Here is a 25,608-nt window from a genome sequence, read left to right on the forward strand (position 1 = left end):
AGGCGGTTGGTTCGCTGGCGACAATTTGCTCAGCACCCCTTTGCGATGTGGTTACCGGACGGTATAGTTCAGGGCAGTTACTGGTGGGTAACTTAGCCCTGAGTACCCAACCGACAGCTTCCATCTCATTGAGGAGAAATCGTGGGCCACTACAAGAGCAACGTCCGTGACCAGGTCTTTACCCTGTTCGACGTACTCGGTCTCGACAAGGCGCTCGGCGCCGGCTCGTACAGCGACCTGGACGCCGACACCGCCAAGGAAATGATCGGCGAGATGGCTCGGCTGGCCGAGGGCCCGGTGGCCGAATCGTTCGCCGACGGCGACCGCAACCCCCCGGTGTTCGATCCCAAGACGCACACCGTGAAGCTGCCGGAGTCGTTCAAGAAGTCGGTGAAGGTCACCATCGACGGTGGCTGGAACAAGGTCAGCCTCGACGAGGACCTCGGTGGCGTGCCTGCCCCCAAGGCGCTGCTGTGGGCGCTCAACGAGCACATCCTCGGCGCGAACCCGGCCGTGTGGATGTATGCCGGTGGCTCCGCCTTCGCGCAGATCTTCGCCCACAACGGCACCGAAGAGCAGAAGAAGTGGGCCGTCATCGCCGCTGAGCGCGACTGGGGCGCCACCATGGTGCTGACCGAGCCCGACGCGGGCTCCGACGTCGGCGCCGGCCGCACCAAGGCCGTCCAGCAGGAGGACGGCTCCTGGCACATCGACGGCGTCAAGCGCTTCATCACCTCTGCCGAGGCCGATGACATGTTCGAGAACATCTTCCACCTGGTGCTGGCCCGCCCCGAGGGCGCCGGCCCCGGCACCAAGGGTCTGTCCCTGTTCTTCGTGCCGAAGTTCCACTTCGACAAGGAGACCGGCGAGCTGGGCGAGCGCAACGGCGTCTACGTCACCAACGTCGAGCACAAGATGGGCCTGAAGGTCTCCACCACCTGCGAGCTGACCTTCGGCCAGCACGACAAGCCTGCCAAGGGCTGGTTGGTCGGCGAGGTGCACAACGGCATCGCGCAGATGTTCGACGTCATCGAGCAGGCCCGAATGATGGTGGGCACCAAGGCCATCGCCACCCTGTCGACCGGATACCTGAACGCACTGGCATACGCCAAGGAGCGCGTGCAGGGTGCCGACCTGACCCAGATGACCGACAAGGCCGCGCCGCGCGTGACCATCACGCACCACCCCGACGTGCGTCGTTCGCTGATGACCCAGAAGTCCTACGCCGAGGGCATGCGCGCGCTGTACCTGTACACCGCGACCTTCCAGGACAACGAGGTCGCCCAGGCACTGCACGGCGTGGACGAGAACCTGGCGCTGCGGGTCAACGACCTGCTGCTCCCGATCGTCAAGGGCTACGGCTCCGAGCAGGCCTACGCCAAGCTCACCGAGTCGCTGCAGACCTTCGGTGGGTCCGGCTTCCTGCAGGACTACCCGATCGAGCAGTACATCCGCGACGCCAAGATCGACTCGCTGTATGAAGGCACCACCGCCATCCAGGCGCAGGACTTCTTCTTCCGCAAGATCATCCGCGACAAGGGCCAGGCGCTGTCCTACATCGCCGGCGAGATCGACACGTTCATCAAGAACGAGTCGGGCAATGGTCGCCTGAAGGCCGAGCGTGCGCTGCTGGCCACCGCCCTGGAGGACGTGCAGGGCATGGCCGCCACCCTGACCGGTTACCTGATGGCCGCGCAGGAAGACGCCGCAAGCATCTACAAGGTGGGCCTGGGTTCGGTGCGCTTCCTGCTCTCGGTCGGCGACCTGATGGTCGGCTGGCTGCTGCAGCGTGAGGCTGCCGTCGCCATCGAGCAGCTCGACGCCGGTGCCACCGGTGACGACAAGGTCTACCTCGACGGCAAGGTCGCGGCTGCGTCGTTCTTCGCGAAGAACTTCCTGCCGCTGCTGACCAGCACCCGCAACGTCATCGACGGTATCGACAACGAGGTCATGGAGCTGGCGGAAGCCTCCTTCTGATCTTCAAAGACCAAGTGCCCCCGGCGATCCCGGGGGCACTTGTCGTTGTGGGGGCGTGTGTTCGTCACGCCGAGCGCGAGCGTGCAGTCAGATCGCGAATTGAGCGCTTTGGGTGATCTGCGTGCACGCTCGCGGCCCAAGCCAGCGACAACCTGCGCAGCACGTTTTGTTCACCATGCCGTTTGGTCACGCGAACCCGGCGCCAGTCGAGCTCGTCGAGGTCTTCCGAACGCACGATGTCCCGCGCGAACTGGATGGGGTCGTACCGATGGTGGTCGCCGTCGTACTCGATTGCGAGTTTGCGCGGCGCCCAACCCATGTCGAGGAAATAGCGCCGCTGCCCGTCTGCGCTGAGCACAGGTATCTGAGTGGTCGGCCGGGGATAGCCATTGCGGATCACCAGCAGCCGCAACCATGTCTCACGCGGCGACTCCGCTCCGGCGTCGTAGAAGTCCAGTGCCTCCACCAATCGGCGCATACCTCTGGCGCCGCTGTGTCGCTCACGCGCCATCCGCAGGACATCGACAGCTTTGAAGCCGGTTGCGTTTCCGAGCGCATCGAGACGCGCCACTGCTTCGTCGAGCGGATCCAGGCGACCGAGATCGAACGCCGTCCGCTCCACCGTCGTGATCGGAACACCGCCTCGATCGACTATCTCTGATGCGGCGATGCCGCCCTTATGCGTGACGATTCCGACGGGCGGCCTCCGGCTCGGCGAGTAGAGCTCAATGGGCTCGGTTTCCTCGACGTACCGCGCACCGTGCAGCGCCGACGCTGTCAGCCCCGCGATCACGCCGGCACGTTTCGACCACAGCCAGGCCGCGTACGCGCGCTCCCATGTGGTGGGCTCCTGCTCGCGGGGCACGTAGATATTGGGAAAGATCGCCGTGTACTGGGTACGCAACTGGTGCTTGTGCAGACGTCCCGATGCAACCGCTTCACTGCCGACGAACGGAAATGCCATGCTTCACCGTGCCGCAGCGTAGCGCCCACGGGGATAGTGCTCGGCTGCATCTGTGCATGAATCGGTGACTGTGAGCCGACGACCGTCGCCGAGCGTGCAGTGAGATCGCGATAATCGTGCCGAACGCACTCTCACTGCACCGTGGCGGCAAGCGAAAAAGCATTCTGCTCACAGCAGCGTAGGCAGCGCGCGCACCCCCCGACCCGGCAATGTCGACGGCATGACCGAGAAACCGCCCCTGTTCAGTCGGCAACTACGCGAAGACCTGTTCCGCAAAAGAGTTCTCGTGCTCGACGGCGCGCTCGACGACGACAACGGGACGGTGCTGGTCACCCAGTTCCTGACACTGGCCGCCGACTCCGCCGACGACATCTGGCTGTGGATCCACTCGCCGGGCGGATCGGTGCCGGCCATGTTGGCGATCCGCGACGTGATGCGGCTGGTCCCCAGCAGCGTCGGCACCTTGGCACTCGGGTTGGCCTGCAGTGCAGGACAATTCCTGCTGTCCTCGGGCACCCCGGGTAAACGGTTCGCCCTGCCACACGCCCGCATCCTGATGCACCAGGGTTCGGCCGGCATCGCCGGATCGGCCGTCGAGGTGGCTGTGCAGGCCGACGACATGCGCCACACCCGCGACACCGTGCTGGGCCTGATCGCGGCCGACACCGGCCAGCACGTCGACCGGATCTTCACCGACTCGCTGCACGACCGCTGGTTCACCGCCGAGCAGGCTCGCGACTACGGCTTCATCGACCACGTCGTCGGCGACTTCACCCAGATCGCTCCGAACCAGAAGCAGCAGTTGGGAATTCACGCATGAGCACCTACACGATCCCGAACGTGGTCGCGCGCACCCCCGGCGGCGAACGGATCATGGACGTCTATTCGCACCTGCTCAGCGAGCGCATCGTCTACCTCGGCACCGCGATCGAACCGGGCGTCGCGAACGCACTGATCGCGCAGCTGCTGCACCTGGAGGCCGACAACCCCGAGCAGGAGATCGCGCTGTACATCAACTCCGAAGGCGGGGACCTGTCGGCGATGCTCGCCGTCTACGACACCATGCGGTTCATCAAGGCGCCGGTGGCGACGACGTGCATCGGGCAGGCCGTCGCGGCGGGCGCGGTACTGCTGGCCGCGGGTGCCGCGGGCCGCCGAGCGGTGCTGCCGCATACCCGGGTGGTGCTACACCAGCCGGCCGCGCAAGGAAGGGGCACCATTCCCGATCTGATCCTGCAAGCCGACGAGGTGGCGCGGGTGCGCACCCAGCTGGAGAACATCCTGGCGCGGCACACCGGCCGCAGTACCGAACAATTACGCCACGACACCGACCGGGACAGGGTGTTCGACGCCGAGGCCGCGGTGGCCTACGGCCTGGCCGACCACGTACTCGATCAACGGAATCGCTAGGCCGCCATCAACATCGGGCCGCTCAGGTCCGTCGAGATGCCGCCGACCAATCGTGCCAGGTCGGTCTTCAGAGCCCCACACACCGCGGCGATCATCTCGCTGGAGGGTTCCTTGCGACCCCGCTCGATCTCGGAGAGGTACTGCGGTGAGACGCCGGCGCGCTCGGCGACGTCGACCAGGCGCCGCCCTTGCTCACGACGGGTCTCACGCAGTCGGCGGCCGAGCACCTCGCGCCACAGCGGTTCCAGCGGCTTCAGCGGCCGGGGATGGAAACGGATGACCTCGCCCATGCCTGCATCCTCGCCGCAATCGCGCGCGGGCGTCGGCCTGTTCACCATGGGCGCAAAAAATGGGCGGGTTCGGGAAGGACCCTTGAGGAGCGTCTTCTCTACCTTGCGGTATGGCACGCGGCCGGATCTTCACCTCTTGTCCCGGCTCTCTGGATCAGTCACTTCCCGAACCCGTCGTGCGGTCGACTGTACGCTTGTGATCAAGATCACACCAGGGTTGATTCAGTCCGAATCGAGCGACCGCAGCAGGGCCCGGGTGCGCGCCCTGACCTCGGGTGATGCGTCGAACAGCACGCCGACGTACTCGTCGACCCCGGCGGCTTTGAGCTCCTCGACGCGGGCCGTCACCGTCGCCTCGTCGCCGATCAGCGCCGCGTCCGCCGGTCCGGCATAACCCTCCCGATCCAGCATCGCCCGGTAGGACGGCAGGTGGCCGTACATGGCGAACTGCTCGGCCGCCTGGGCGCGGGCCCCGTCGACGTCATCGGTGACGGCGACCGGCAATCCGGCGACGACACGCACCGGCCGGTCCCCCGCCGCATCCCGCAGCCCGGGGCCGACATGACCACTGAGCGTCTTGGGTCCCGTCATCCAGGTGATGGTGCCCTCGGTCCGGCGCCCGGCGATCTTCAGCAGTTGCGGGCCCAGTGCCGCGATGTACACGTCCGGGCGCGGCGCTCCGGCGATCTGCAGGGCACCACGGGTGGTGACGGTCTCGCCGGGTGCATCGGCGGGTTCACCGGCCAGCAGCGGCAGCAGCCCGTCGAGGTATTCGTTGAGGCGCCGGACCGGCTTGTCCCACGGAATGCCCCACATGCCCTCGGTGACCGCGGCGTGCGTCATGCCGAGCCCCAGGATGAACCGGCCACCCGCGATCAGGTTCAGAGTGAGCGCACGCTGCGCCAACTGCATCGGGTGCTGATTCTGGATGGGCACCACCCCGGTGCCGACCTCGATCCCGTCGACCTCCCGGAACGCGACGGCAAGCACGGTGAGAAGGTCTGGCTCGTAAGGCATCTGGGTCATCCAGACGCGCCGGAAACCCTCTTCCTTGGCCTGCGCGAGGTACTTCACGGTGCCGTCCACCGGCGAACCTCCGCCGCTCAACGAGCCGAAGAGACTGATCTGCATGGCACGCTCCTGTTGAATATCGCACCATGACCACAGAGCAGTCACGGCTGGGCAATTTCGGGCCGAACTGGTTCGCCTCGGTGATGGGGACGGGCATCGTTGCGAACGCGGGCGCGACATTACCCATTCACCTCCCCGGACTGCGCGGCTTCGCTGAAGTGGTGTGGGTGGTGGCCGCGGCGCTGCTGGTGGTGCTGCTGGTGGCGGTGTCGGTGCAGTGGGTGCGCCACCCCACCGTGGCCCGCGGCCACGCGCACAACCCGCAGATGGCCCACTTCTACGGCGCCGCGCCGATGGCGCTGCTGACCGTCGGGACGGGCGCCATCCTGGTCGGCCGGGACCTGATCGGGACGCGCCTAGCCGTCGACATCGACTGGATCCTGTGGACGGCGGGCACGGTGGGCGGCCTGTTCACCGCGATGACGATCCCGTTCATCATGTTCACCCAGATCGACGTCGGCCCGGACGCGGCCTTCGGCGGGTGGCTGATGCCGGTGGTGCCGCCGATGGTGTCGGCCGCCGCGGGCGCCCTGCTGATCCCGCACATGGCGCCGGGCACCGGGCGCACCACCATGCTCTACGGCTGCTATGCGATGTTCGGGCTGTCGCTGATCGCCGCGCTGATCATCATCAGCCTGATCTGGAGCCGGCTGATGCACTACGGGACGTCCGGGACGGCGCGGGTGCCCACGTTGTGGATCGTGCTCGGGCCGCTGGGCCAGGGCATCACCGCGGCCGGACTGCTGGGCACCAACGCAATGCTGGCCGCTCCCGCCGACGTGGCAGCCGGGATGAGTGTGTTCGCGATCCTGTTCGGCGTCCCGGTGTGGGGCTTCGCGGTGCTGTGGATCTCGCTGGCCACCGCGCTGACCGTGCGCACGTTGCGGCGCGGAATGCCGTTCGCGCTGACCTGGTGGAGCCTGACCTTCCCCGTCGGCACCTTCGTCACCGGCACCACCCAGCTGGCCGTGCACACCGGGCTCCCGGCGTTCAAGGTGGCAGCGGTGGCCGCCTATGTCGGCCTGCTCTGTACGTGGGGTCTGGTGGCGGTGCGCACCGCCCGCGGCAGCCTGGGCGGCAGCCTGTTCGCGCCGCCGCCGAACGCGGGACCGATCACTGCGCACAAGGAACCGAAGGTCCCGCGTAAGTAACCCCGAGAAACTAAAGAGCCCCGTGTTGCCGTCGGGTCGGGGGGTCAGACGGCAACACGGAGCTATCCGGTGTATCGACGCACTTCCGGGCGGCGTTACAGGTTTCCGGAAAAAATTTTCGGAACTTTTCCCGCCTGCCGAGAATCGCCCCAAGAGTTCGCCAAGTCGGTCGCCGCAGCCTTCAGGAGACACTTTCCCCAGCAAGGGACGACATGACCATCTTGATCGCGAAGCGCAGGCTGACATCCATCGCGGCGACCGTTCTCCTGCTCGCCACGTGCGGCCACCCGAGCCCACAGGCAACCACGCCGACGAACATGCCCGCGCCTGCGCCCGTCCAGTCCGTGCTCGGGTTCACGGATCTGAACGGACCTTACGACGTCGCGGTCGACACCGAAGGCAATGTGTTCGTCTCCGACATCGCAGGCGGACGAAACGGATCCAATCGCGTCCTCGAGTTACCTGCCGGCTCGACTGTCCAAAAAGTGCTGCCGTTTGCACGCGCCACCGTGATGACCGATCCCGCCGGTGAGGTGTGGGTGCTCGACGGCAGGCAGGAGCCGGGCACGCTGGTGAAGCTGGTGCATGGAGCCGACCAGCAGACGGTGGTGCCTCTGCCCGACCTCGGTGAGTGGAGCGCCGTCCGGGCGGTGGACAGCACGGGCAACGTCTACGGCATGACCGACGGTGGGGTGGACTCGGGAGGCGGATGCTGCCTGCCGGTTCAGATTGCCAAGGCGGCGCCGGGATCGACCGCCGAACGGTTGCCGTTCCAGCACATGAACATCGTGGCGGGCATGACGCTCGACACCGCAGGCAACCTGTATGTCGATGACGGCAACGGCAAGCGCGTGCTGAAGTTGGCGCCGGGATCGAGTAGTCCGTCGGTGGTGGCGTTCCCCGGCCTCAACGGGATCATCGATTTCACTGTCGATGCCAAGGGCGCACTGTATGTGATTGACGCACAACGGGATCGAATCCTGAAACTCGAGCCGGGATCGAACACACCAACAGTTCTGCCCTTCACCGGTCTCAAACGTCCCGTCAGCGTCGCCGTGGACAACAAGGGCGCGGTCTACGTCGTCGACGACGGTCACCGCCGGGTCGTGAAACTGCAGGGGATCTGATGCCCGCACGCGTCCGGCCACGTGTCGGATGACAAGAATTCGCCAAGGCACAGACCTCAAAATTCTTGTGAAAGAGAGGAAACCGACATGACCCGACCCCACCGCACGTTCGCTCTGACCGCCCTGGCGGTATTCACCCTGGGCGCCGTCATCCCCGCGACCGCACATGCCGACAACGACCCGGTCAATCTGCCGGTCACCGACGAGGTCCGCACCGAGTTGGTCCACACCGGAGCGGTGCTCACCGGCAGACCGGCGAGCGAGTTCGGCGGGTTGCGCGAAGGAAGAACCTTCTACGCCCGAGATGCGAGCGGCGCCCAATGGGCGGCGGCCGCGTTGTACGCCAAACCGGACGAATACTGGGCCGCCATCGAGCTTCAGGACCAGAACAGTTACTTCGCTTTCGTGAAGCCGGCCGACCCCGGGTCGACGTGGATTCCGACCGCAATCGGCTTCGGTCCCATCCCCGCGGGCCAGGAACCCTGTCCGCTACCACAAACCGTCCGCGACCTGTGGGCTTGGCCCGCAGGCAAGTGCCACCCGTGAGGAATGCCGAGATGAAACATCCAACACTCACCGTGGCGAAGATCGCCATGGTCGCGCTCGCGTCGATCCTGCCGGTCGGCTGCGCGTCGTCATTGGGACCGACAGTGGTGCAAGCCAATTCGCCCACATCCAGCGCGGCCGAGCAGTCGGCGCCGCCGCGCGGCACACCGGCGGCAGCCCCCGTCGTCACACATGGAGTCGAGCGCGACAGGGCCGACGTGCCATGGCCGCAGGTCGGCCCCGGCTGGACGTTGGCCATGTGGAGCCCCGTGACACCACGCCGGCCGGGCGAACAGCCCGCTCCCGGGGAACCGAGCTCAGACACCGCCGACACGACGCTCTTTCTCGTCGACCCACGGACGGGCGACCGGTACCCGATCACCACCTTCACCCCTGACGAGCACGACCCGCGACTGGTCGACTGGTCGGGCGACGGCGGCTACGCGCTGTTCACCCAGGGTGCCGACGCCATCTCCGTCGACCTGCACACCGGCGAACGCACCGTCGTCCCCGTGCACGGAACGCCTGCGTACACGCGCCCCGGCGGGAAGGCACTGCGTGTCTCGACGAGTTTCAACGGCGACGAGCCGGGCACACTGACACGAATCAGCTTGTCGGGCAACGAACAATTGCGGTATCCGACCGGCGATCTGGGCGGAGCGGGTCAGTTCAGCGGCGACTACCTCGAATCTCCCGACGGAACCCAGCTCGTGCTCGGGACCGCGAACCTCGGCAACGAGATCGTTCCCCGCTCCGACAACAGCCTGGTGGTGATGTCCAACGACGGGTCGATCATCCGCACCCTCCCCGTGCCGGTCCCGAAGGCATACTGCGCACCGGTGAAGTGGTGGAAGCCCATGGTGGTGCTCGCCCACTGCACCGCCGAAGGTAGTGCGGCCGAGCAACTTTGGACGATACCGCTCGACGGCAGTGCGGCCACCGCTCTGACCGCGCTCAACACCCACGACGACCAACCCGGATTCGAGGGGAACTACGGCAACTGGAATGCGTATGAAGTGCCCAGCGGCGTCTTCCTGCCGACGGCGGGGGCATGCGGCACGTCGTTCGTGTCCCGGCTCACCCCGGACGGCCACACCTCACGCGTGGACATTCCGGGCCTCGGTGACAGCACCGACCTTGCCGGCGTGAGCGGTGACAAGCTGTTGGTGGTCGGTCAGACCGGATGTGGTGGCGGTACGTCGCTGGTGACCTACGACCCGGTGGCCAACACCTCCACCGTCCTGCTCGGACCGCCGATCAACGGCGGCGGCGTCACCGGCGGCCGCGTCTTCCCGACCGACGGCGCGGCCCGATGAATCGCAGGATTCTGGCGGCCCTGGCAGTCGCTGCGCTGGCCGCCTCCCTGGCGACGACGTCGCTGGCTGTCGCCGAAACCGAGGCGGCGCACGCGTGCACGGAACTCGGCGGCACGGTGAAGCCCGACTCCACCTGCCACGTGCACACCGAAACCGGCACGTACACCGTCGACATGAGCTATCCGGTCGACTACCCGGACCAGCAGCAGCTCCGCGACTTCATCACCCGGGATCGCGCCGAATTCGTCGATTTCATGGCGAAGGTGCACCCACGCGATTGGCCGTTCGAGCACGGTCTGACCCCGCAGACCTACTCGACCTCGGGAACCCGCAGCGTCGTGTTCGAGATCTACGACGACACCGGCGCCCACCCGGTGACCGGCTACAAGGCGTTCAGCTACGACCTGAACACCCACACGCCGATCACCTACGACACGCTCTTCGAAGCGGGCGCGGACCCGGTCGCGGTGCTCGACCCGATCGTCCAGCGCGCGATGGACAAGCGCTGGAGAGGTTATGGCGGCCCGGCACCGCGAAACACCCTCGGGGCACGGGTGTATGAGAACTTCGCAATCACCGACGATGCGGTGGTGTTCTTCATCCCGCAGGGGATGTGGCTCCCTGAGGTCGCCGGGCCGATGCAGGTCTCGGTGTCCCGCGAGCAGCTCGCGGGACACCTGAGAACCTAAGCCTCCAGGATCGCCGTGACGCCCTGGCCGCCGGCCGCGCAGATCGAGATGAGGCCGCGGACCGGCTTGCCGGTCTCCTTCTTCTTCTCCGCGAGCTGCTTGGCCAACTGGGCCACGATGCGACCGCCGGTCGCGGCGAACGGATGCCCCGCGGCCAGCGACGAGCCGTTGACGTTGAGCTTGGACCTGTCGATGCTGCCCAGGGCCTGATCGAGACCGAGGCGTTCCTTGCAGTATTCGGCGGACTCCCAGGCGCCCAGCGTGGCCAGCACCACCGACGCGAACGCCTCGTGGATTTCGTAGAAGTCGAAGTCCTGCAGGGTGAGCCCGTTGCGGGCCAGCAGCCGCGGCACCGCATAGGTCGGCGCCATCAAGAGGCCGTCGGGCCCGTTGATGTAGTCGACAGCGGCGGTCTCGGCGTCGACGAAGTAGGCCAGCACCGGCAGGTTGCGCTCGGCGGCCCATTCCTCGGTGGACAGCAGGGCCACCGAGGCGCCATCGGTCAGTGGGGTGGAGTTGCCCGCGGTCATGGTGGCGTCACCGTTGCGCACGCCGAAGACGGGCTTGAGCTTGGCCAGCTTCTCCGGCGAGGATTCCGGGCGCAGGTTGTTGTCCCGGTACAGCCCGAGGAAGCCGCTGACCAGGTCGTCGAAGAAGCCGCGGTCGTAGGCGGCGGCCATGTTGCGGTGGCTGGCGGCGGCCAGCTCGTCCTGGTCGACGCGTTTGACGCCGAACTCCTTGGCCGTGACGGCGGCGTGTTCGCCCATGGACAGCCCGGTGCGCGGTTCACCGTTGGTGGGGATCTCGACCCCGACGGCCGCGGGCAACTTGCCCACCAGCTTGAGCCGGTCCAGGTTGGACTTGCTGCGGCGCAGGCTCAGCAGCACGTGGCGCAGATTGTCGCCGAACGCGATGGGCGCATCGGAGGTGGTGTCCACGCCGCCGGCGATACCGGAGTCGTACTGCCCCAGGGCGATTCCATTGGCGACCGCGATGGCCGACTGCAGGCCGGTGCCACACGCCTGCTGCAGGTCGTAAGCCGAGGTGTAGGGCGACAGGGAGGTGCCCAGGACGCTCTCGCGGACCAGGTTGAAGTCGCGGCTGTGCTTGAGCACCGCGCCACCCACGACCATGCCGATCCGTTCGCCTTTGAGGTGGAAGCGGTCGATCAGACCGTCCAGGGCGGCGGTGAACATATCCTGGTTGGAGGCGTTGGCGTAAGCGCCGTCCGAGCGGGCGAAGGGGATCCGGTTTCCACCGAGGATCGCGACGCGGCGAGAATTTGTGTTAGCCATATCCCAATGTTACCCGCCGTTCTTACTCTGGAGTAAGTTAGATCCCATGGCTTCCGATTTGTTCACCCAAGTGGTCAGCTCCGGGCCCGGATCGTTCCTGGCCAAGCAACTGGGCGTGCCCCAGCCCGAAACCCTGCGTCGTTACCGGGCCGGCGAACCGCCGCTGGCCGGCTCGCTGCTGATCGGCGGGGAAGGCCGCGTGGTGGAGCCGCTGCGCGCCGCACTGGCCGGCGACTACGACGTCGTCTCCAACAACATCGGCGGACGATGGGCCGACTCGTTCGGCGGCCTGGTGTTCGACGCCACCGGCATCACCGAGCCGACCGGCCTGAAGGCGCTCTACGAATTCTTCACCCCGGTGCTGCGCAACCTCGGCTCCTCCGGCCGGGTCGTCGTGATCGGAACCACCCCCTCGGAGACGGCGACGGCGCACGAACACATCGTGCAGCGGGCGCTCGAAGGATTCACCCGCTCACTGGGCAAGGAACTGCAGCGCGGCGCGACGGTGTCGCTGGTGTACCTGGCCGCCGACGCGAAACCCGCCGTCACCGGCCTGGAGTCGACGCTGCGGTTCATCCTGTCCGGGAAGTCCGCCTACGTCGACGGCCAGGTGTTCTGGGTCGGCGCCGCTGATTCGGCGCCCCCCGCCGACTGGGACAAGCCACTGGCCGGCAAGGTCGCCGTGGTGACCGGTGCCGCCCGCGGGATCGGTGCGACCATCGCCGAGGTGTTCGCCCGCGACGGGGCCGCCGTGGTCGCGGTCGACGTACCGCAGTCCGAAGAGGCGCTGGAGCAGACGGCCGCCAAGGTCGGCGGGACCGCGCTGGCGCTGGACGTCACCGCCGCGGACGCGGTGGACAAGATCGTCGCGCACGTCACCGAGCATCACGGGGGCAAGGTGGACGTGCTGGTCAACAACGCCGGCATCACCCGCGACAAGCTGCTGGCCAACATGGACGAATCCCGCTGGGATTCCGTCGTCGCGGTGAATCTCCTTGCGCCACTGAACCTCACCGAAGGCCTGGTGGCCGCCGGTGCCCTCGGGGAGGGTGGCCGCGTCGTCGGGTTGTCCTCGATGGCCGGGATCGCCGGTAACCGCGGCCAGACCAACTACGCGACGACGAAGGCGGGCATGATCGGCATCGCCGAGACCCTGGCGCCGTCACTGGGCGAGAAGGGCATCACCATCAACGCGGTGGCGCCCGGCTTCATCGAGACCAAGATGACCGAGGCCATCCCGCTGGCAACCCGCGAGGTCGGCCGGCGATTGAACTCGTTGTTCCAGGGCGGCCAACCCGTCGACGTCGCCGAACTGATCGCCTACTTCGCCAGCCCCGCGTCGAATGCGGTGACCGGCAACACGATCCGGGTCTGCGGCCAAGCCCTGCTGGGGGCGTGACGATGAGCGACCAACCCAACGGCCTACTGAACATGGCGCGGGCCGTGGCCGGTGCGCTGCCGTTCGTGCCGCGCTCCGGCGGTCTGCCGGATCGGACGGTGCACGTGCCCGATGTCCGGATCGACGCGGCCAACGTCGCGGCGTACGCCGGCGTGACGGGCCTGAAGTTCGGCGACTCCGTGCCGCTGACCTACCCCTTCGCGCTGACCTTCCCGACCGTGATGTCACTGGTCACCGGATTCGATTTCCCTTTCCCGGCAATGGGTTCGGTGCATGTCGAGAACCGGATCACCCAATACCGGCCGATCGCGGTCAGCGACACCCTGGACGTGGCGGTGCACGCGGAGAACCTTCGCGAGCACCGCAAGGGCCTGCTCGTGGACATCGTCACCGAGATCAAGATCGGCAATGACGTCGCCTGGCACCAGGTGACGACGTTCCTGAACCAGCAGCGCACCAGCCTCTCCGGTGAACCGCGCCCCGAACCGCCCAAGCAGACCAAGTTGCCGCCGCCGAATGCGGTGCTGTCGATCAGCCCATCGCAGATCCGCTCGTACGCAGCCATCGGCGGGGACCACAACCCGATCCACACGAACTCGTTGGGCGCCAAGCTGTTCGGTTTCCCCACCGTGATCGCACACGGGATGTACAGCGCCGCGGCGGTGCTGGGCAACATCGAAGGCCAACTGCCGGACGCGGTGGCCTACACGGTGAAATTCGGCAAGCCGGTGCTGCTGCCCGCCAAGGCCGGGCTGTGGGTGGACCGTGACGCGGCGGGCTGGGAGCTGGCGCTGCGGCACCTGAAGAAGGGCTACCCGCACCTGACCGCGACGGTGCGCGGGCTCTAACCCTCGGCGGGTTTGTCGCTCGGCCGGCCCTTGAGGCCCCGCCAGAACAGGTTGATCATCAGCTCGGTGGCGTCGAGGACGTCGGCGTCACCGGTGCTGACCCGGTCGGCGATAGCCTCACCGGCGCCCACCAGCGCGACGGCCATCATGTTGAAGTCGGCGTCGGGCTCCGGGTTACGGGTGCCCGACTGCAGCAGCCGGCCGACCAGCTCGATGATCCGTTCGCGGCCCTCACGCACCGTGTGGGCGAACGCCTGGGAGCTGGTGGCCTGGCTGTACAACACGATCCACGATGAGCGGTTCTTGTCGATGTAGCCGAGGAAGGCGCCGACGGCGTTGCGCAGCATGTCTTTTGGGCTCAGCGTGAAGTCGATCTCGCTGCGCACCACCTCGACGAACCGGTTGAGTTCCCGGTCCAGGCAGGCCCCGAACAGTTCTTCCTTCGAGCCGTAGTACAGATACAGCATCGGCTTGGAGATCTGGGCCTGCCCGGCGATCGCGTCCATCGACGTCTCGTGGTAGCCGTTGACCGAGAACATCTGTACGGCGGCGTCGAGCATCTGCTGCTCACGCACCGCGCGCGGCAACCGCTTCGTTCCACCTGCCATTTATCCAGGGTATGCAATATTGCGCCCTTTTCCACAATCAGGGCGCGCGTTTCAGATGGTGATGACCCCGCGGTACCGGGCGTGGCCCTGCTCCATGGCGGCGTAGGCGTCGGCAGCTTGGTCCAGTGGGTACTCCTGGATCTGGGCCCGGACATTGTGCAGCACAGCGAAATTCAGGGTGTCCTCGACATCGGAGGCGGTCCCGGACGGGTGCCCCGCCACGGTGAGCGCCGGGGTGATGAGGTCCAGCGGGCTGATGGGCAGTGGATCGGCGGACACCCCGATGACGATCAACTCGCCGCGCGGATTGAGGCCGCCGACCGTCTGGCCGATGGCGGCGGCGTTGGCCGCGGTGGCCAGCACCACCGCGACACCTCCGAGCGCGCGCAGCGACTCACTGACGTCACCGGCTGTGGAGTCGACGTAGTGGTGGGCACCGAACTTGCGGGCGTCGTCGGCCTTGTCCTGGCCGCGGGCGACGGCGATGGTCTCGAATCCCATGGCGCGAGCGAACTGGATGCCGAGGTGCCCCAGCCCACCCACGCCGAGCACGGCGACCCGGTCCCCGGCGACCGCGTGCGTGGAGCGCAACGCGTGATAGACGGTGACGCCGGCGCAACTCATCGGCGCCGCGTCGACGAAGGACAGCGCCTCGGGAATCCTGGCCAGCGCGGTAGCGGGCGCCGTCACCGACTCGGCGTAGCCACCCGGGTATTGCCAGCTGGGCACCTGACCGTTCTCACAGTGGATGAACTGGCCCTTGCGGCACTGCCCGCAATGGTTGCAGTTACCGCCGAACCAGCCGACCGCAACCCTGTCACCGACCGCGAAACCTTCGACGCCGGAACCGATCTCGGCGATGGTGCCGGCGATCTCATGGCCCGGCGTCAGCGGCCACGTCATCCCCGGGAAGTGCCCGCTGACGAACTCGCGGTCGGTACCGCAGACCCCGCAGGCAGCCACATCGATGCGCACATGTCCCGGCGGGGGCGAGGACGTCTCCACATCGACGAGTTCGAGCGGGCCCTGGGCCGCACCGACATGCACCGCGCGATGTGAGGTCATACGCGCCAGATTAACCGCATTTCGCCGCGGCCAACCGGCGAAGCGAATCATCCACCCGAGGCTCCGCGAGCTGACCGGCATTGACCGACTTCTCCAGGTGATCCAGCACCGCGGGCACCTCGCCGGTGCTCACCCACAGCGCGACGTCGGCACCGGCCTGCAGCGCGCGCAGCACCGCCTCGGCCACGCCGTAGCGCGCGTTGATGGCCGCCATGCTGGACAGGTCGTCGGTGAACACCACCCCGTTGAATCCGGGGCCGCCGTAACCGCCCGAGCGCAGCAGTCCGTAGGCCGCCCCGCTGAGGCTGGCCGGGTCACTGCCCGTCAGGCCCGGCACCTGCAGGTGCCCGACCATGACCGCGACGCCGGGCTCGGTGGTCAACGTCTGATACGGCACCAGGTCGTTGGCCTTCAACGCTTCCAGCGGCGGGGTCGTGACACCGCCGGTGTGCGAGTCGCCCGACCCGTGACCATGGCCGGGGAAGTGCTTGAGCACCGGCGTGACGCCGCCGTCGCGCAGGCCGCGGGCGTAGGCCCCGGCGAATTCGGTGACCTTGGCCGGGTCCGAGCCGAAGGACCGGTCCCCGATGACCTCGTCGTCGGACTCCTCGGTGACGTCCACGACGGGGGCGAAATCGACGGTGATGCCGAGACCGCGCAATGCCTGACCCCGTTGCAGCGCAATCTGATACACCTCGTCGGACGACTTGGTCTGCGCCAGCACCCGCGGTGAGGGCTGCGCGCCGATCAGGCTGGACAGCCGCGACACCCGGCCGCCTTCCTCGTCGACGCTGACACCCAGCGGCAGCGCCGATGCCGCCCCGGTGATGTCGGCCAGCGCCGGACCGAAGATCGACTTGTCGGTCCAGCTGCCGATGAAGATGCCGCCGACGTGGTAGTTCGTCACCACGGCCTTGGCGTCGGCGGCGTCGGTGACACCCACCATCAGCAGCTGTGCCAGCTTGTCCCGAAGCGGGATGCCGGTGACGTCCCCGCACAGCGGCAACGTCGGCGACGGGACGGGCGCCAACGGCATGCTCGTGGACGCGGGCGTCACGCTGCTGGTCACGGGTGAAGCCGTCGGTTCGGGTGCGGAGTGCGAACACCCCAGCAGCAATCCGGACAGCGCTGTCAGGGCACCCAGGGTGCGGGACATCGACATCCCAGAAACCTTAGTCGGCGCGCGGCGTGGTCCTGACGAACACCTGAGACCGGCCACAGCGGGCGGTTGCAATCACACAGATTCTCGTCAGTGCTGAGAAAGCCCTCAGTCGTTAACGTCAGGCGCCTATCGCTGCAGATCAAGGGGTTGCGAATGAGCGAGGCTCACAGCTTGGGGACGGCACGGTTCGGCCGTGTCCCGCTGCTCAACATCGTCGGTGTGGTGGCGATCGTGCTCGCCGGCGTCCTGCTGACGGTCAAGAACCTGCCCGACGACACCCCCAACCAGTTGCTCAACGTGTCCTACGACCCGACCCGCGAGGTGTACGCGGCCCTGGACAAGGCGTTCGTGGCGCAGTACCAGGGCCCACTGGAGATCAAACAGTCACACGGCGGCTCGGGGCGCCAGGCCCGCAACGTCATCGACGGCACCGAACCCGCCAACGTGGTGTCGCTGGCGCTGATCAGCGATGTCGATGCACTGCGCAAACGCGGCCTGATCTCCGACGACTGGCAGAAGCGGCTGCCCAACAACTCGGTGCCCTACACCTCGACGGTGGTCTTCGTCGTGCACAAGGGCAACCCGAAGAACATCCACGACTGGCCCGATCTGGTGCACGACGGGGTGTCGGTGGTGACACCGAATCCGAAGTCCTCGGGTAACGGGCAGCTGAGTTTCCTGGCCGCCTGGGGTTCGGTGACCACCCGCAACGGCACCCCGGAACAGGCCCAGGAGTATCTGCGCCAGCTGTACCGCCACGTCGCCGTGTTCGACGCGGGCGCCCGCACGTCGGCCACCAGCTTCGCCGACCAGAAGATCGGCGACGTCCATCTCACCTGGGAGAACGAGGCGCTGCGCGAGGTCGCCGCCAATAAGGACGAATTCGAGGTGGTATATCCGCCGGTGAGCATCAAGGCCGAACCGGCCGTCGCCTGGGTGGACGCCAACGACAAGGACGCCGCCACCGCGACCAATGCGAAGGCGTACCTGGAGTACCTGTTCACCCCGCCCGCGCAGGAGTTGTTCGCGCAGTACGGATATCGGCCGATCCTGTCCGACGTCCTGGCCAAGCACGCCGACACACTGCCCGCCATCTCGCTGTTCCCGATCACCGCGATCGCCAAGGACTGGAACGACGCGCGGCAGAAGTTCTACGCCGACAACGGCATCTACGACACCATCTCCTCCCCTGCGAAGGCGGCAAACTGATGAGTTACACGTGGAGTCTGGGCCGCCGGGACCTGGTCGCGGGTCTCACCGTCGCCGCCGTCGCGCTGCCGCAGGGCATCGCCTACGCGCTGATCGCCGGCGTCGACCCCAAATACGGGGTGTACTCGGCCATCGTCGTGACCTTCGTCGCCTCGGTATTCGGGTCGTCCTCGCACCTGATCAACGGGCCGACGAGCGCCATCTCACTGCTGGTGTTCAGCTCGTTGGCGTTCATCGACCCGGAGAACCGCACGCTGCTGTTCGAGGCGCTGTTCCTGCTCGGCGTCCTGGTCGGCGTCATCCAGATCCTGATCGCCGTCCTCAAACTGGGCGACCTGACCCGCTATATCTCCGAATCGGTGATCATCGGGTTCATGGCGGCGGCGGCGCTGATCCTGGCCCTCGGTCAGATCGGCAACGCGCTGGGTGTGAAGAGCAAGGGCGACGCGCACACCCCGATCCTGCAGAACGTCTACCTCACCGTGTTCCACTGCGACAAGATCAATCTGAAGGCCGTGTTCCTCAGCGTCTCGACGATCGTGATCGCCGTGGTGTTGCGCCGCCTGGTCAAGCGCTACGGCCTGCCGCAGGTCGACCTGCTGACGGTGTTGATCATCGCCGGGGCGGTCGCCTTCCTGGCCGGCTGGTCGACGCCCGCCGGCGGCAAGACCGCGGTGAACCTGGCGGCGAAGGTGCCGCAGAGCCTGCCCGGTTTTCACATCCCGACCATCGACCTGCACTCGCTGGCTGAGTTGTCCCAGGGCGCGCTGGCCATCGCGTTCATCGGCCTCATCGAGGCGCTGTCGATCGCCAAGGCCATCGCGCATCAAACTCAGCAGAAGATCGACTACAACCGGCAGATCCTGGCCGAGGGACTGGCCAACCTGACCGGCGGTTTCTTCCAGAGCCTGCCCGGGTCGGGATCGTTGTCCCGATCGGCGATCAACCATCAGGCCGGTGCGGCGACGCGGTTCTCGGGCATCCTGGCCGCGGCGGCCGTCGCGGTGGCGCTGCTGCTGTTCGCGCCGCTGCTGCACTACATCCCGCAGGCCGCGCTGGCCGGATTGCTGCTGGTGACCGCGGCCCGGCTGGTCGACTTCCGGCGGTTGTGGACGACGGTGAAAGCGTCCCGTTACGACGCGGGGCTGGTCATCATCACCGCGTTGACCGGTGTGCTGGTGGACCTCGATAAGGCCGTGCTGCTGGGCATCGCCCTGTCGATCCTGTTGTTCGTGCCGCGTGCCGCCAAGCTGACGGCCGCCGAGCTGACGGTCACACCGGAGCGGGTGGTCCGGGAACGGGTCGACGGCGACGTGGCCGACAAGTCGATCGTCATCTACGACCTGGAGGGCGAGCTGTTCTTCGGTGCCGCACCGGAATTGGATCGCTACTTCGAGATCCTGCGCGAACGCATCAAGGCCGAGGACATCAAATTCGTGGTGCTGCGGCTCAAACGCGTGCGCCACCCCGACGCCGTCACCATCGAACGGCTGGAACATTTCGTCCGTGAAACCGACGGCCACGGCGTCACCATCCTGCTGGCCGGAGTGCGGCCGGACGTCGCGAAAGTGTTGACCAACATCGGCTTCGACTCCTGGTTCCCTGCCGAGCAGCTGTTCCCCGAGGAGGAGCAGGAGTTCTCGGCGACGCTGCGCGCCGTGCGTTACGCCCGCACGAAACTGGAACAGCGCGACCAGGACGCGCAGCTCTACTACCTGGTCTGAGTCGCGATCCCTTGCGCGTGCAGCCAGCTGCGCTCGCCCCCGGGCATGATGTCCCCCACGTGGGCGCAGACGGCGTCGAGCACATCGGCGTCCTCGCCCACGCCCAGGGCGCTGCGCAACGTGGGGAACTCGGCGGCCGCGACGGTGACGACGTATTCGTATCCGTCGAGGTGGGCGCGGTCGTAGCCGCTGAACCGCAGCGCGCCCACGTCGTCGTAGCCGATCCACACCGTGGCGTCGCCGCCACGCCAGAATTCGCGATCGGCGCTCGTCATCCTCATATTCTCGCGTGCTAGGTTGGCCGAATGGATCGGTTCGTCGTGCCTGCCGCGGCCAGCATCGTCGTCGGCCTTTTGCTGGGCGCGGCCGCGATCTTCGGTGTGACGCTGATGATCCAGCAGGACACCAAGCCGCCGGTGCAGTCGGGTGACCCGGCGTCATCGGTGCTCAACCGCGTTGAATACGGCGACCGGGCCTAGCCCCGAGGCAACCGCTGCCTTGTCACGTCGCTGGCTGTGGCTGGTCGGCATCGTCTCGCTGGCCCTGTGTTTCGCCCAGTCGCCCGGCCGTATCTCCCCTGACACCAAGCTCGATCTCACCGCGAACCCGGTGCGGTTCCTGGCGCGTGCCGCCAACCTGTGGAACAGCGACCTGCCGTTCGGCCAGGCCCAGAATCAGGCCTACGGCTACCTGTTCCCACACGGCGCCTTCTTCCTGCTCGGAGACCTGCTCGGGCTGCCCGGCTGGGTGACCCAGCGGCTGTGGTGGGCGCTGCTGCTGACGGTCGGTTTCTGGGGTCTGCTGCGGGTCGCCGAAATCCTCGGTATCGGCAGCCCCACCTCCCGGATCATCGCGGCCACCGCGTTCGCGTTGTCGCCGCGCGTCCTGACCACCCTGGGCGCGATCTCGTCGGAGACGCTGCCGATGATGCTCGCGCCGTGGGTGCTGCTGCCCGTGATCCTGGTGATGCGTGGCGACCCCAGGATCCGGACGCTGGCCGCCCGGTCGGCGGGGGCCGTCGCACTGATGGGCGCGGTGAACGCCGTCGCCACCCTGACCGGCTGCCTGGCGGCCATGATCTGGTGGGCCGCGCACCGCCCGAACAAGCAGTGGTGGCGGTTCACCGCGTGGTGGGCCCTGTGCACGGCGCTGGCCATCATCTGGTGGGCGGTGGCCCTGGTGCTGCTGGGCCGGATCAGCCCGCCGTTCCTGGACTACATCGAATCCTCGGGCGTCACCACCAGCTGGCTGTCGCTGACCGAGGTGCTGCGCGGCACCGACAGCTGGACCCCGTACGTCGCGACCACCGCGACCGCCGGCTCATCGCTGGTCACCGGGACGGTCGCCGTGCTGGCCACCACGCTGATCGCCGCGGCCGGGCTGGCCGGGCTGGCGATGCGCACGATGCCGGCCCGCGGGCGGCTGATCGCGATCCTGCTGATCGGCATCGTCGCGCTGGCCGCCGGTTACTCCGGCGGGCTGGGGTCGCCGATCGCGCATCAGGTGCAGCTGTTCCTGGACGCCTCGGGCACCCCGCTGCGCAATGTGCACAAACTCGAACCGCTGATCCGGCTGCCGCTGACGCTGGGGCTGGCCCAACTCCTGGGCCGCGTGCCGCTGCCCGGCAGCGTGCCCCGGCAGGTGTGGTTGTCCGCGTGGACGCATCCGGAGAAGGACCGCCGGGTGGCGGTGGCCATCGTGGTGCTGGCCGCGCTGGCCGCGGGGTCGTCGCTGGCCTGGACCGGACGGCTCACCCCGCCCGGCAGTTTCACCGCGATACCGCAGCACTGGCATGACGCGGCCCGCTGGCTGGACGAGCACAACACCGACCGGGGCCGTGTCCTGGTGGCGCCGGGCGCCCCGTTCGCCACCCAGGTGTGGGGCAACACGCACGACGAGCCGCTGCAGGTGCTCGGCGAGAACCCGTGGGGTGTGCGGGACTCCATCCCGCTGACGCCGCCCGAAACCATCCGCGCGCTCGATTCCGTGCAGCGGCTGTTCGCGGCCGGCCGACCCTCCCCCGGCCTTGCGGATACCCTTGCCCAGCAAGGTATTTCGTACCTGGTGGTGCGCAACGATCTGGATCCGGAGACGTCGCGGTCGGCACGGCCACTGCTGGTGCACCGGGCCGTCGACAATTCCCCGGGGCTGACGAGGGTCGCCACGTTCGGTGAGCCTGTGGGGCCCGGCCTGTTGGCAGGCTTCGTCGCCGACAGCGGGCTTCGGCCGACGTACCCGGCGGTCGAGATCTATCGGGTCGACAATCCCGTCACGGGTCCCTACCTGGTGGACACCGACACGATGGCACGCGTGGACGGCGGCCCGGAAGCGTTGCTGCGCCTCGATGAACGACGCCGGCTGCTCGGCAAGACGCCGCTGGGTCCCATGCTGCTGACCGCCGATGCCCAGCGGGCGGGGCTGCCCACTCCCCTGGTCACCGTCACCGACACCCCGCTGGCCCGCGAGACCGACTACGGCCGGGTGGACAACCACTCCTCCACCATCCGCACCCCCGATGATCCGCGGCACACCTTCAACCGGGTGATGGACTACCCCGCCGGTACCGACCCGGTGTACGGCGCCTGGTCGGGCGGGCGGCTCACCGCGTCCAGTTCCGCCGCGGATTCGACTGCGCTGCCCAATGTCTCACCGTCGACGGGGCCTGCCGCGGCAATCGACGGCGACTCGTCGACCAGCTGGGTGTCCAATGCGCTGCAGACGGCGGTGGGCCAGTGGTTGCAGGTCGACTTCGACCATCCGATCACCAACGCATCGCTGACCATCACCCCGAGCGCCACCGCCGTCGGGGCCCAGGTGCGCCGGATCGAGGTGTCCACCGCCACCGGCACGACGACCCTGCGCTTCGACCAGACGGGTAAGCCGCTGTCGGTGGCGCTGCCCTACGGCGAGACCCCGTGGATGCGGATCACCGCCGTGGGCACCAATGACGGGTCGCCCGGCGTGCAGTTCGGCGTCACCGATTTCTCCGTCACCCAGTACGACGCCTCGGGTTTCGCCCATCCGGTCAACCTGCGGCACACCGTCGACATCCCCGGGCCGCCCCCGGGTTCGGCTGTGGCCCAATGGGATCTGGGTTCCGAGCTGCAGGGCCAACCGGGCTGCGCCGCGGCACCGGACGGGGTGCGGTGCGCGGCGGCGATGGCACTGGCCCCCGAGGAGCCGGTGAACCTCAGCCGGACGCTGACGGTGCCCGCGGACGAGTCCGTCACCGCGACCGTCTGGGTGCGGGCCCGCCAAGGTCCGCGGCTGGCCGACCTGATCGCCATGCCCGGCACCGCCCGCGCGACCGGCGATGCCGACCCGATCGACGTGCTGGGCTCCGCCTACGCGGCCGCCGACGGTGACCCGCGCACCGCGTGGACCGCACCGCAGAATGTGGTGCAGTTCAAGACCGGGCCCAGCCTCACGGTGAAGCTGCCCAAACCCACCGAGGTCGCGGCGCTGATGCTGGCGCCGAGTTCCTCGGACCTGCCCGCGCATCCGACCATGGTGGCCATCGATCTGGGGGACGGCCCGCAGGTGCGCCCGCTGACGGGCACCAAGACCCAGACCGTCGAACTCAAACCCAGGGTGACCGACACGATCGTCGTGTCGATCCTGGACTGGCGTGACGTGATCGACCGCAACGCCTTGGGTTTCGACCAATTGAAGCCGCCGGGACTGGCCGAGGTGACCGCACTGGACCGGGCCCGCCGGCCCATCGCCGCAGCCGATGGTGCGGCCAACCGTGCCCGCGCGATCACGCTGCCGTGCGGCCAGGGGCCGATCATCGGCGTCGCCGGGCAGTTCGTGCAGACCTCAGTGGCCACCACCGTCGGCGAGCTGCTCGACGGTGAACCCGTCGCGGCCCGTCCCTGCCAGGACCGCCCGATCGCACTACCGGCCGGGCAGCAGGAACTGTTGATCAGTCCGGGTCCGTCCTTCTTCGTCGACGGCGTCCAGTTGGCCACTCCGGCCGCAAACCAATTGATCAGCGCGACAACGACTCCCGCGCAGCTCGGAAAATGGGGGCCGGATCGCCGCGAGGTCAGCATCGAGGCCGGCAGCCAGGATCGGATCCTGGTGGTGCCCGAGAGCCGCAGTCCCGGCTGGGTTGCACACACCGCGGGTGGCGACGCGCTGCGTCCGGTCACCGTCAACGGCTGGCAACAGGGTTGGGTCGTCCCGGCGGGCACATCGGGCCCGGTGACGCTGACCTTCCCGTCCAACGCGACCTATCGGGTAGGCCTGTTCGGCGGCCTGGCTCTGCTGCCCATCCTGGCTCTGCTTGCGCTGCTACCGATTCGGCGTCCTCGCGAAGGTGAACCGGTCCGGCCCTGGCAGCCCCGCCCGGTCGCGATCGGGGCCGCGGTGCTCGCGGCGGGCGGGATCATCAGCGGGATCGCCGGCGTGGTGACGGTCGCCGCGGCGCTGGGTGGGCGCCACCTGTTGCGGCACCGTTCCCGCCTGCAGGAGGTCGTCACCATCGGCTGCTGCGCCGGCGGACTCATCGTCGCGGGAGCGGCGCTGTCGCGCTATCCGTGGCGCTCGGTGGACGGATATGTCGGCCATTCACCGTGGGTGCAGATGGTGGCGCTGATCTCCGTCACGATGCTGGCGGCGTCGACGGTCAGTTACACGTCGAGCACGAGTCGCGGTGTCACCGAACGAGATACACAGGCCAGCATCGAGGACTGACGTTCATCGTCGGTGAGCCGGTTGTCCCGGTGCTCGGGCGTGCCCGCCAGTACGTCCACCTTGCAGGTACCGCAGAAACCCTGCCTGCACGAATACGCGACGTCGGGCCGCACCTTGATCAGCGCCTGCAGCAGCGTTTCGTCCGCCCCGACACCCACCACCTCGCCGGTGCGGGCCAGTTCGACCTCGAAGGCGCTGCCGTCGATGACCGGCGGCGCGCTGAACCGTTCGAAATAGAGTGCCTTCGAACCTGTTTCGGCGAATCCGTGCCGGATGGTCTCGATCATCGGGGGTGGGCCGCACACATAGACTGCGCCACCGCGGGGTGCGTCCCGCAGCAAGTCGGCCGCGGTGGGGATGCCGTGCTCGTCGTCGAGGCGGACAGTCACCCGGGCAGGGTCCCACTGCCAGATCTCGTCGAGGAACGGGATGGTGTCGGCACTGCGGCCGCAGTACACGAAATGCCAGTCGGTGCGCAGACGTTGGGCGGCCCGCACCATCGGCAGGATCGGGGTGATGCCGATACCGCCGGCCACGTAGAGCACCCGTGAGTGCGGGATGAACGGGAACCCGTTTCGCGGCCCCCGGACGGTGACGGTGTCGCCTTCGGTCAGGGCGTGCATCTCCAGTGAACCGCCGCCACCCGTCGGGATCTTGCGGACCGCGATGCGGTAACCGGACCGGTCCTGCGGATCGCCGCACAGCGAGTACTGGCGGCGCCGCCCCGACGGCAGGTGCAGATCGAGGTGGGCTCCGGGCTGCCAGGCCGGCAGTGGCGCGCCGTCGGGATCAGCGAAAGTCAGTGCCACCACGTCGTTGTCGCACGCGACGACGACCCGTTTGGCGAGCACCAGCGTCATCGGGTCGTCGGGACTGCGGACCGCGCGCTGGTCGGCGTAGCCCTTACGAGTCACCGGACGGAGCCAGAACCTGTCCAGCGCCGTGGCGACCATGTTGATGGCTCGGTCGTCGATGCGCGCTCCGACCGGCGGAACGTGC

23 protein-coding genes are annotated in these 25,608 nt (G+C 67.8%); 14 read left to right on the forward strand and 9 right to left on the reverse strand.

The annotated features are described in order from the left end of the window. The first annotated feature begins 141 nt into the window (after positions 1–141). Positions 142–1,977, forward strand: a complete 1,836-nt coding sequence (locus AC1DY7_RS11950; protein WP_477493899.1) for an acyl-CoA dehydrogenase — start codon at positions 142–144, stop codon at positions 1,975–1,977. 64 nt (positions 1,978–2,041) lie between these two features. Here the strand turns inward: AC1DY7_RS11950 and AC1DY7_RS11955 are convergent, their stop codons facing one another. Then, positions 2,042–2,941 carry a hypothetical protein gene (locus AC1DY7_RS11955; protein WP_477493900.1) on the reverse strand — a complete coding sequence of 300 codons (900 nt, stop codon included), beginning with the start codon at positions 2,939–2,941 and terminating at the stop codon, positions 2,042–2,044. Positions 2,942–3,161: 220 nt separating this feature from the next. On the opposite strand from AC1DY7_RS11955, the gene AC1DY7_RS11960 reads away from it, so the two are divergent. Continuing rightward, a complete protein-coding gene (locus tag AC1DY7_RS11960; protein ID WP_477493901.1) occupies positions 3,162–3,761 on the forward strand; it encodes a ClpP family protease in 600 nt (199 codons plus the stop codon). Then, entirely contained in the window at positions 3,758–4,351 is a 594-nt protein-coding gene (locus tag AC1DY7_RS11965) for a ClpP family protease (RefSeq protein ID WP_477493902.1), read from the forward strand. The genes AC1DY7_RS11960 and AC1DY7_RS11965 overlap by 4 nt, the downstream gene beginning before the upstream one ends. Here AC1DY7_RS11965 and AC1DY7_RS11970 read toward each other — a convergent pair. Further along, positions 4,348–4,641 (reverse strand): helix-turn-helix domain-containing protein, encoded by a 294-nt coding sequence (locus AC1DY7_RS11970; RefSeq protein ID WP_477493903.1) that lies wholly within the window; start codon positions 4,639–4,641, stop codon positions 4,348–4,350. The genes AC1DY7_RS11965 and AC1DY7_RS11970 overlap by 4 nt on opposite strands. A gap of 222 nt (positions 4,642–4,863) precedes the next feature. Then, positions 4,864–5,772 (reverse strand): TIGR03564 family F420-dependent LLM class oxidoreductase, encoded by a 909-nt coding sequence (locus AC1DY7_RS11975; RefSeq protein WP_477493904.1) that lies wholly within the window; start codon positions 5,770–5,772, stop codon positions 4,864–4,866. 26 nt (positions 5,773–5,798) lie between these two features. Between AC1DY7_RS11975 and AC1DY7_RS11980 the strand changes: the two genes are divergently transcribed. From AC1DY7_RS11980 to AC1DY7_RS12000, 5 genes are all read left to right on the forward strand, one after another. Further along, positions 5,799–6,923, forward strand: coding sequence for a TDT family transporter (locus AC1DY7_RS11980; RefSeq protein ID WP_477493905.1), 1,125 nt, complete (start codon positions 5,799–5,801; stop codon positions 6,921–6,923). Positions 6,924–7,135: 212 nt separating this feature from the next. Next, on the forward strand, positions 7,136–8,050 hold the full coding sequence (locus AC1DY7_RS11985) for an NHL repeat-containing protein (protein WP_477493906.1): 915 nt from the start codon (positions 7,136–7,138) through the stop codon (positions 8,048–8,050). Between the two features lie 87 nt (positions 8,051–8,137). Beyond that, a complete protein-coding gene (locus AC1DY7_RS11990; protein ID WP_477493907.1) occupies positions 8,138–8,596 on the forward strand; it encodes a hypothetical protein in 459 nt (152 codons plus the stop codon). 11 nt (positions 8,597–8,607) lie between these two features. Then, positions 8,608–9,912: a hypothetical protein gene (locus tag AC1DY7_RS11995; protein ID WP_477493908.1), complete on the forward strand. Its 1,305-nt coding sequence runs from the start codon at positions 8,608–8,610 to the stop codon at positions 9,910–9,912. Beyond that, positions 9,909–10,601: an esterase gene (locus tag AC1DY7_RS12000; RefSeq protein ID WP_477493909.1), complete on the forward strand. Its 693-nt coding sequence runs from the start codon at positions 9,909–9,911 to the stop codon at positions 10,599–10,601. The genes AC1DY7_RS11995 and AC1DY7_RS12000 overlap by 4 nt, the downstream gene beginning before the upstream one ends. Here AC1DY7_RS12000 and AC1DY7_RS12005 read toward each other — a convergent pair. Then, positions 10,598–11,896: an acetyl-CoA C-acetyltransferase gene (locus AC1DY7_RS12005; protein ID WP_477493910.1), complete on the reverse strand. Its 1,299-nt coding sequence runs from the start codon at positions 11,894–11,896 to the stop codon at positions 10,598–10,600. The two genes, AC1DY7_RS12000 and AC1DY7_RS12005, sit on opposite strands and share 4 nt — an antisense overlap. Positions 11,897–11,942: 46 nt before the next feature. Between AC1DY7_RS12005 and AC1DY7_RS12010 the strand changes: the two genes are divergently transcribed. Both AC1DY7_RS12010 and AC1DY7_RS12015 read left to right on the forward strand, forming a co-directional pair. After that, a complete protein-coding gene (locus tag AC1DY7_RS12010; RefSeq protein WP_477493911.1) occupies positions 11,943–13,295 on the forward strand; it encodes a 3-oxoacyl-ACP reductase in 1,353 nt (450 codons plus the stop codon). Between the two features lie 2 nt (positions 13,296–13,297). Further along, complete coding sequence (locus AC1DY7_RS12015; RefSeq protein ID WP_477493912.1) at positions 13,298–14,143, forward strand: MaoC/PaaZ C-terminal domain-containing protein; 846 nt, start codon at positions 13,298–13,300, stop codon at positions 14,141–14,143. On the opposite strand, the gene AC1DY7_RS12020 is transcribed toward AC1DY7_RS12015, so the two are convergent. Genes AC1DY7_RS12020 through AC1DY7_RS12030 form a run of 3 tightly spaced genes read right to left on the reverse strand, consistent with a single transcriptional unit; the run spans position 14,140 to position 16,978 of the window. Then, the gene (locus tag AC1DY7_RS12020) at positions 14,140–14,751 is read right to left on the reverse strand and encodes a TetR/AcrR family transcriptional regulator (protein ID WP_477493913.1); all 612 of its coding nucleotides are present in this window, start codon (positions 14,749–14,751) and stop codon (positions 14,140–14,142) included. The two genes, AC1DY7_RS12015 and AC1DY7_RS12020, sit on opposite strands and share 4 nt — an antisense overlap. A gap of 51 nt (positions 14,752–14,802) precedes the next feature. Beyond that, positions 14,803–15,816: an alcohol dehydrogenase catalytic domain-containing protein gene (locus AC1DY7_RS12025; protein WP_477493914.1), complete on the reverse strand. Its 1,014-nt coding sequence runs from the start codon at positions 15,814–15,816 to the stop codon at positions 14,803–14,805. A gap of 10 nt (positions 15,817–15,826) precedes the next feature. Further along, on the reverse strand, positions 15,827–16,978 hold the full coding sequence (locus AC1DY7_RS12030; protein ID WP_477493915.1) for a glycoside hydrolase family 3 N-terminal domain-containing protein: 1,152 nt from the start codon (positions 16,976–16,978) through the stop codon (positions 15,827–15,829). Positions 16,979–17,131: 153 nt separating this feature from the next. On the opposite strand from AC1DY7_RS12030, the gene AC1DY7_RS12035 reads away from it, so the two are divergent. Together AC1DY7_RS12035 and AC1DY7_RS12040 are read left to right on the forward strand one after the other, a co-directional pair. Further along, positions 17,132–18,187, forward strand: coding sequence for a sulfate ABC transporter substrate-binding protein (locus tag AC1DY7_RS12035; protein ID WP_477493916.1), 1,056 nt, complete (start codon positions 17,132–17,134; stop codon positions 18,185–18,187). Further along, positions 18,187–19,911 carry a SulP family inorganic anion transporter gene (locus AC1DY7_RS12040; protein ID WP_477493917.1) on the forward strand — a complete coding sequence of 575 codons (1,725 nt, stop codon included), beginning with the start codon at positions 18,187–18,189 and terminating at the stop codon, positions 19,909–19,911. Before AC1DY7_RS12035 ends, AC1DY7_RS12040 begins: the two co-directional genes overlap by 1 nt. On the opposite strand, the gene AC1DY7_RS12045 is transcribed toward AC1DY7_RS12040, so the two are convergent. Next, positions 19,899–20,186 carry a hypothetical protein gene (locus tag AC1DY7_RS12045; RefSeq protein ID WP_477493918.1) on the reverse strand — a complete coding sequence of 96 codons (288 nt, stop codon included), beginning with the start codon at positions 20,184–20,186 and terminating at the stop codon, positions 19,899–19,901. The genes AC1DY7_RS12040 and AC1DY7_RS12045 overlap by 13 nt on opposite strands. 30 nt (positions 20,187–20,216) lie before the next feature. On the opposite strand from AC1DY7_RS12045, the gene AC1DY7_RS12050 reads away from it, so the two are divergent. Continuing rightward, positions 20,217–20,390 carry a DUF2613 domain-containing protein gene (locus AC1DY7_RS12050; RefSeq protein ID WP_064961435.1) on the forward strand — a complete coding sequence of 58 codons (174 nt, stop codon included), beginning with the start codon at positions 20,217–20,219 and terminating at the stop codon, positions 20,388–20,390. Next, a complete protein-coding gene (locus tag AC1DY7_RS12055; protein ID WP_477493919.1) occupies positions 20,368–24,609 on the forward strand; it encodes an alpha-(1->3)-arabinofuranosyltransferase in 4,242 nt (1,413 codons plus the stop codon). Before AC1DY7_RS12050 ends, AC1DY7_RS12055 begins: the two co-directional genes overlap by 23 nt. On the opposite strand, the gene AC1DY7_RS12060 is transcribed toward AC1DY7_RS12055, so the two are convergent. Further along, positions 24,546–25,562 (reverse strand): PDR/VanB family oxidoreductase, encoded by a 1,017-nt coding sequence (locus tag AC1DY7_RS12060; protein ID WP_477493966.1) that lies wholly within the window; start codon positions 25,560–25,562, stop codon positions 24,546–24,548. The two genes, AC1DY7_RS12055 and AC1DY7_RS12060, sit on opposite strands and share 64 nt — an antisense overlap. Positions 25,563–25,608 lie beyond the last annotated feature (46 nt).

It is taken from the genome of Mycobacterium sp. P2_H7, assembly GCF_056403275.1.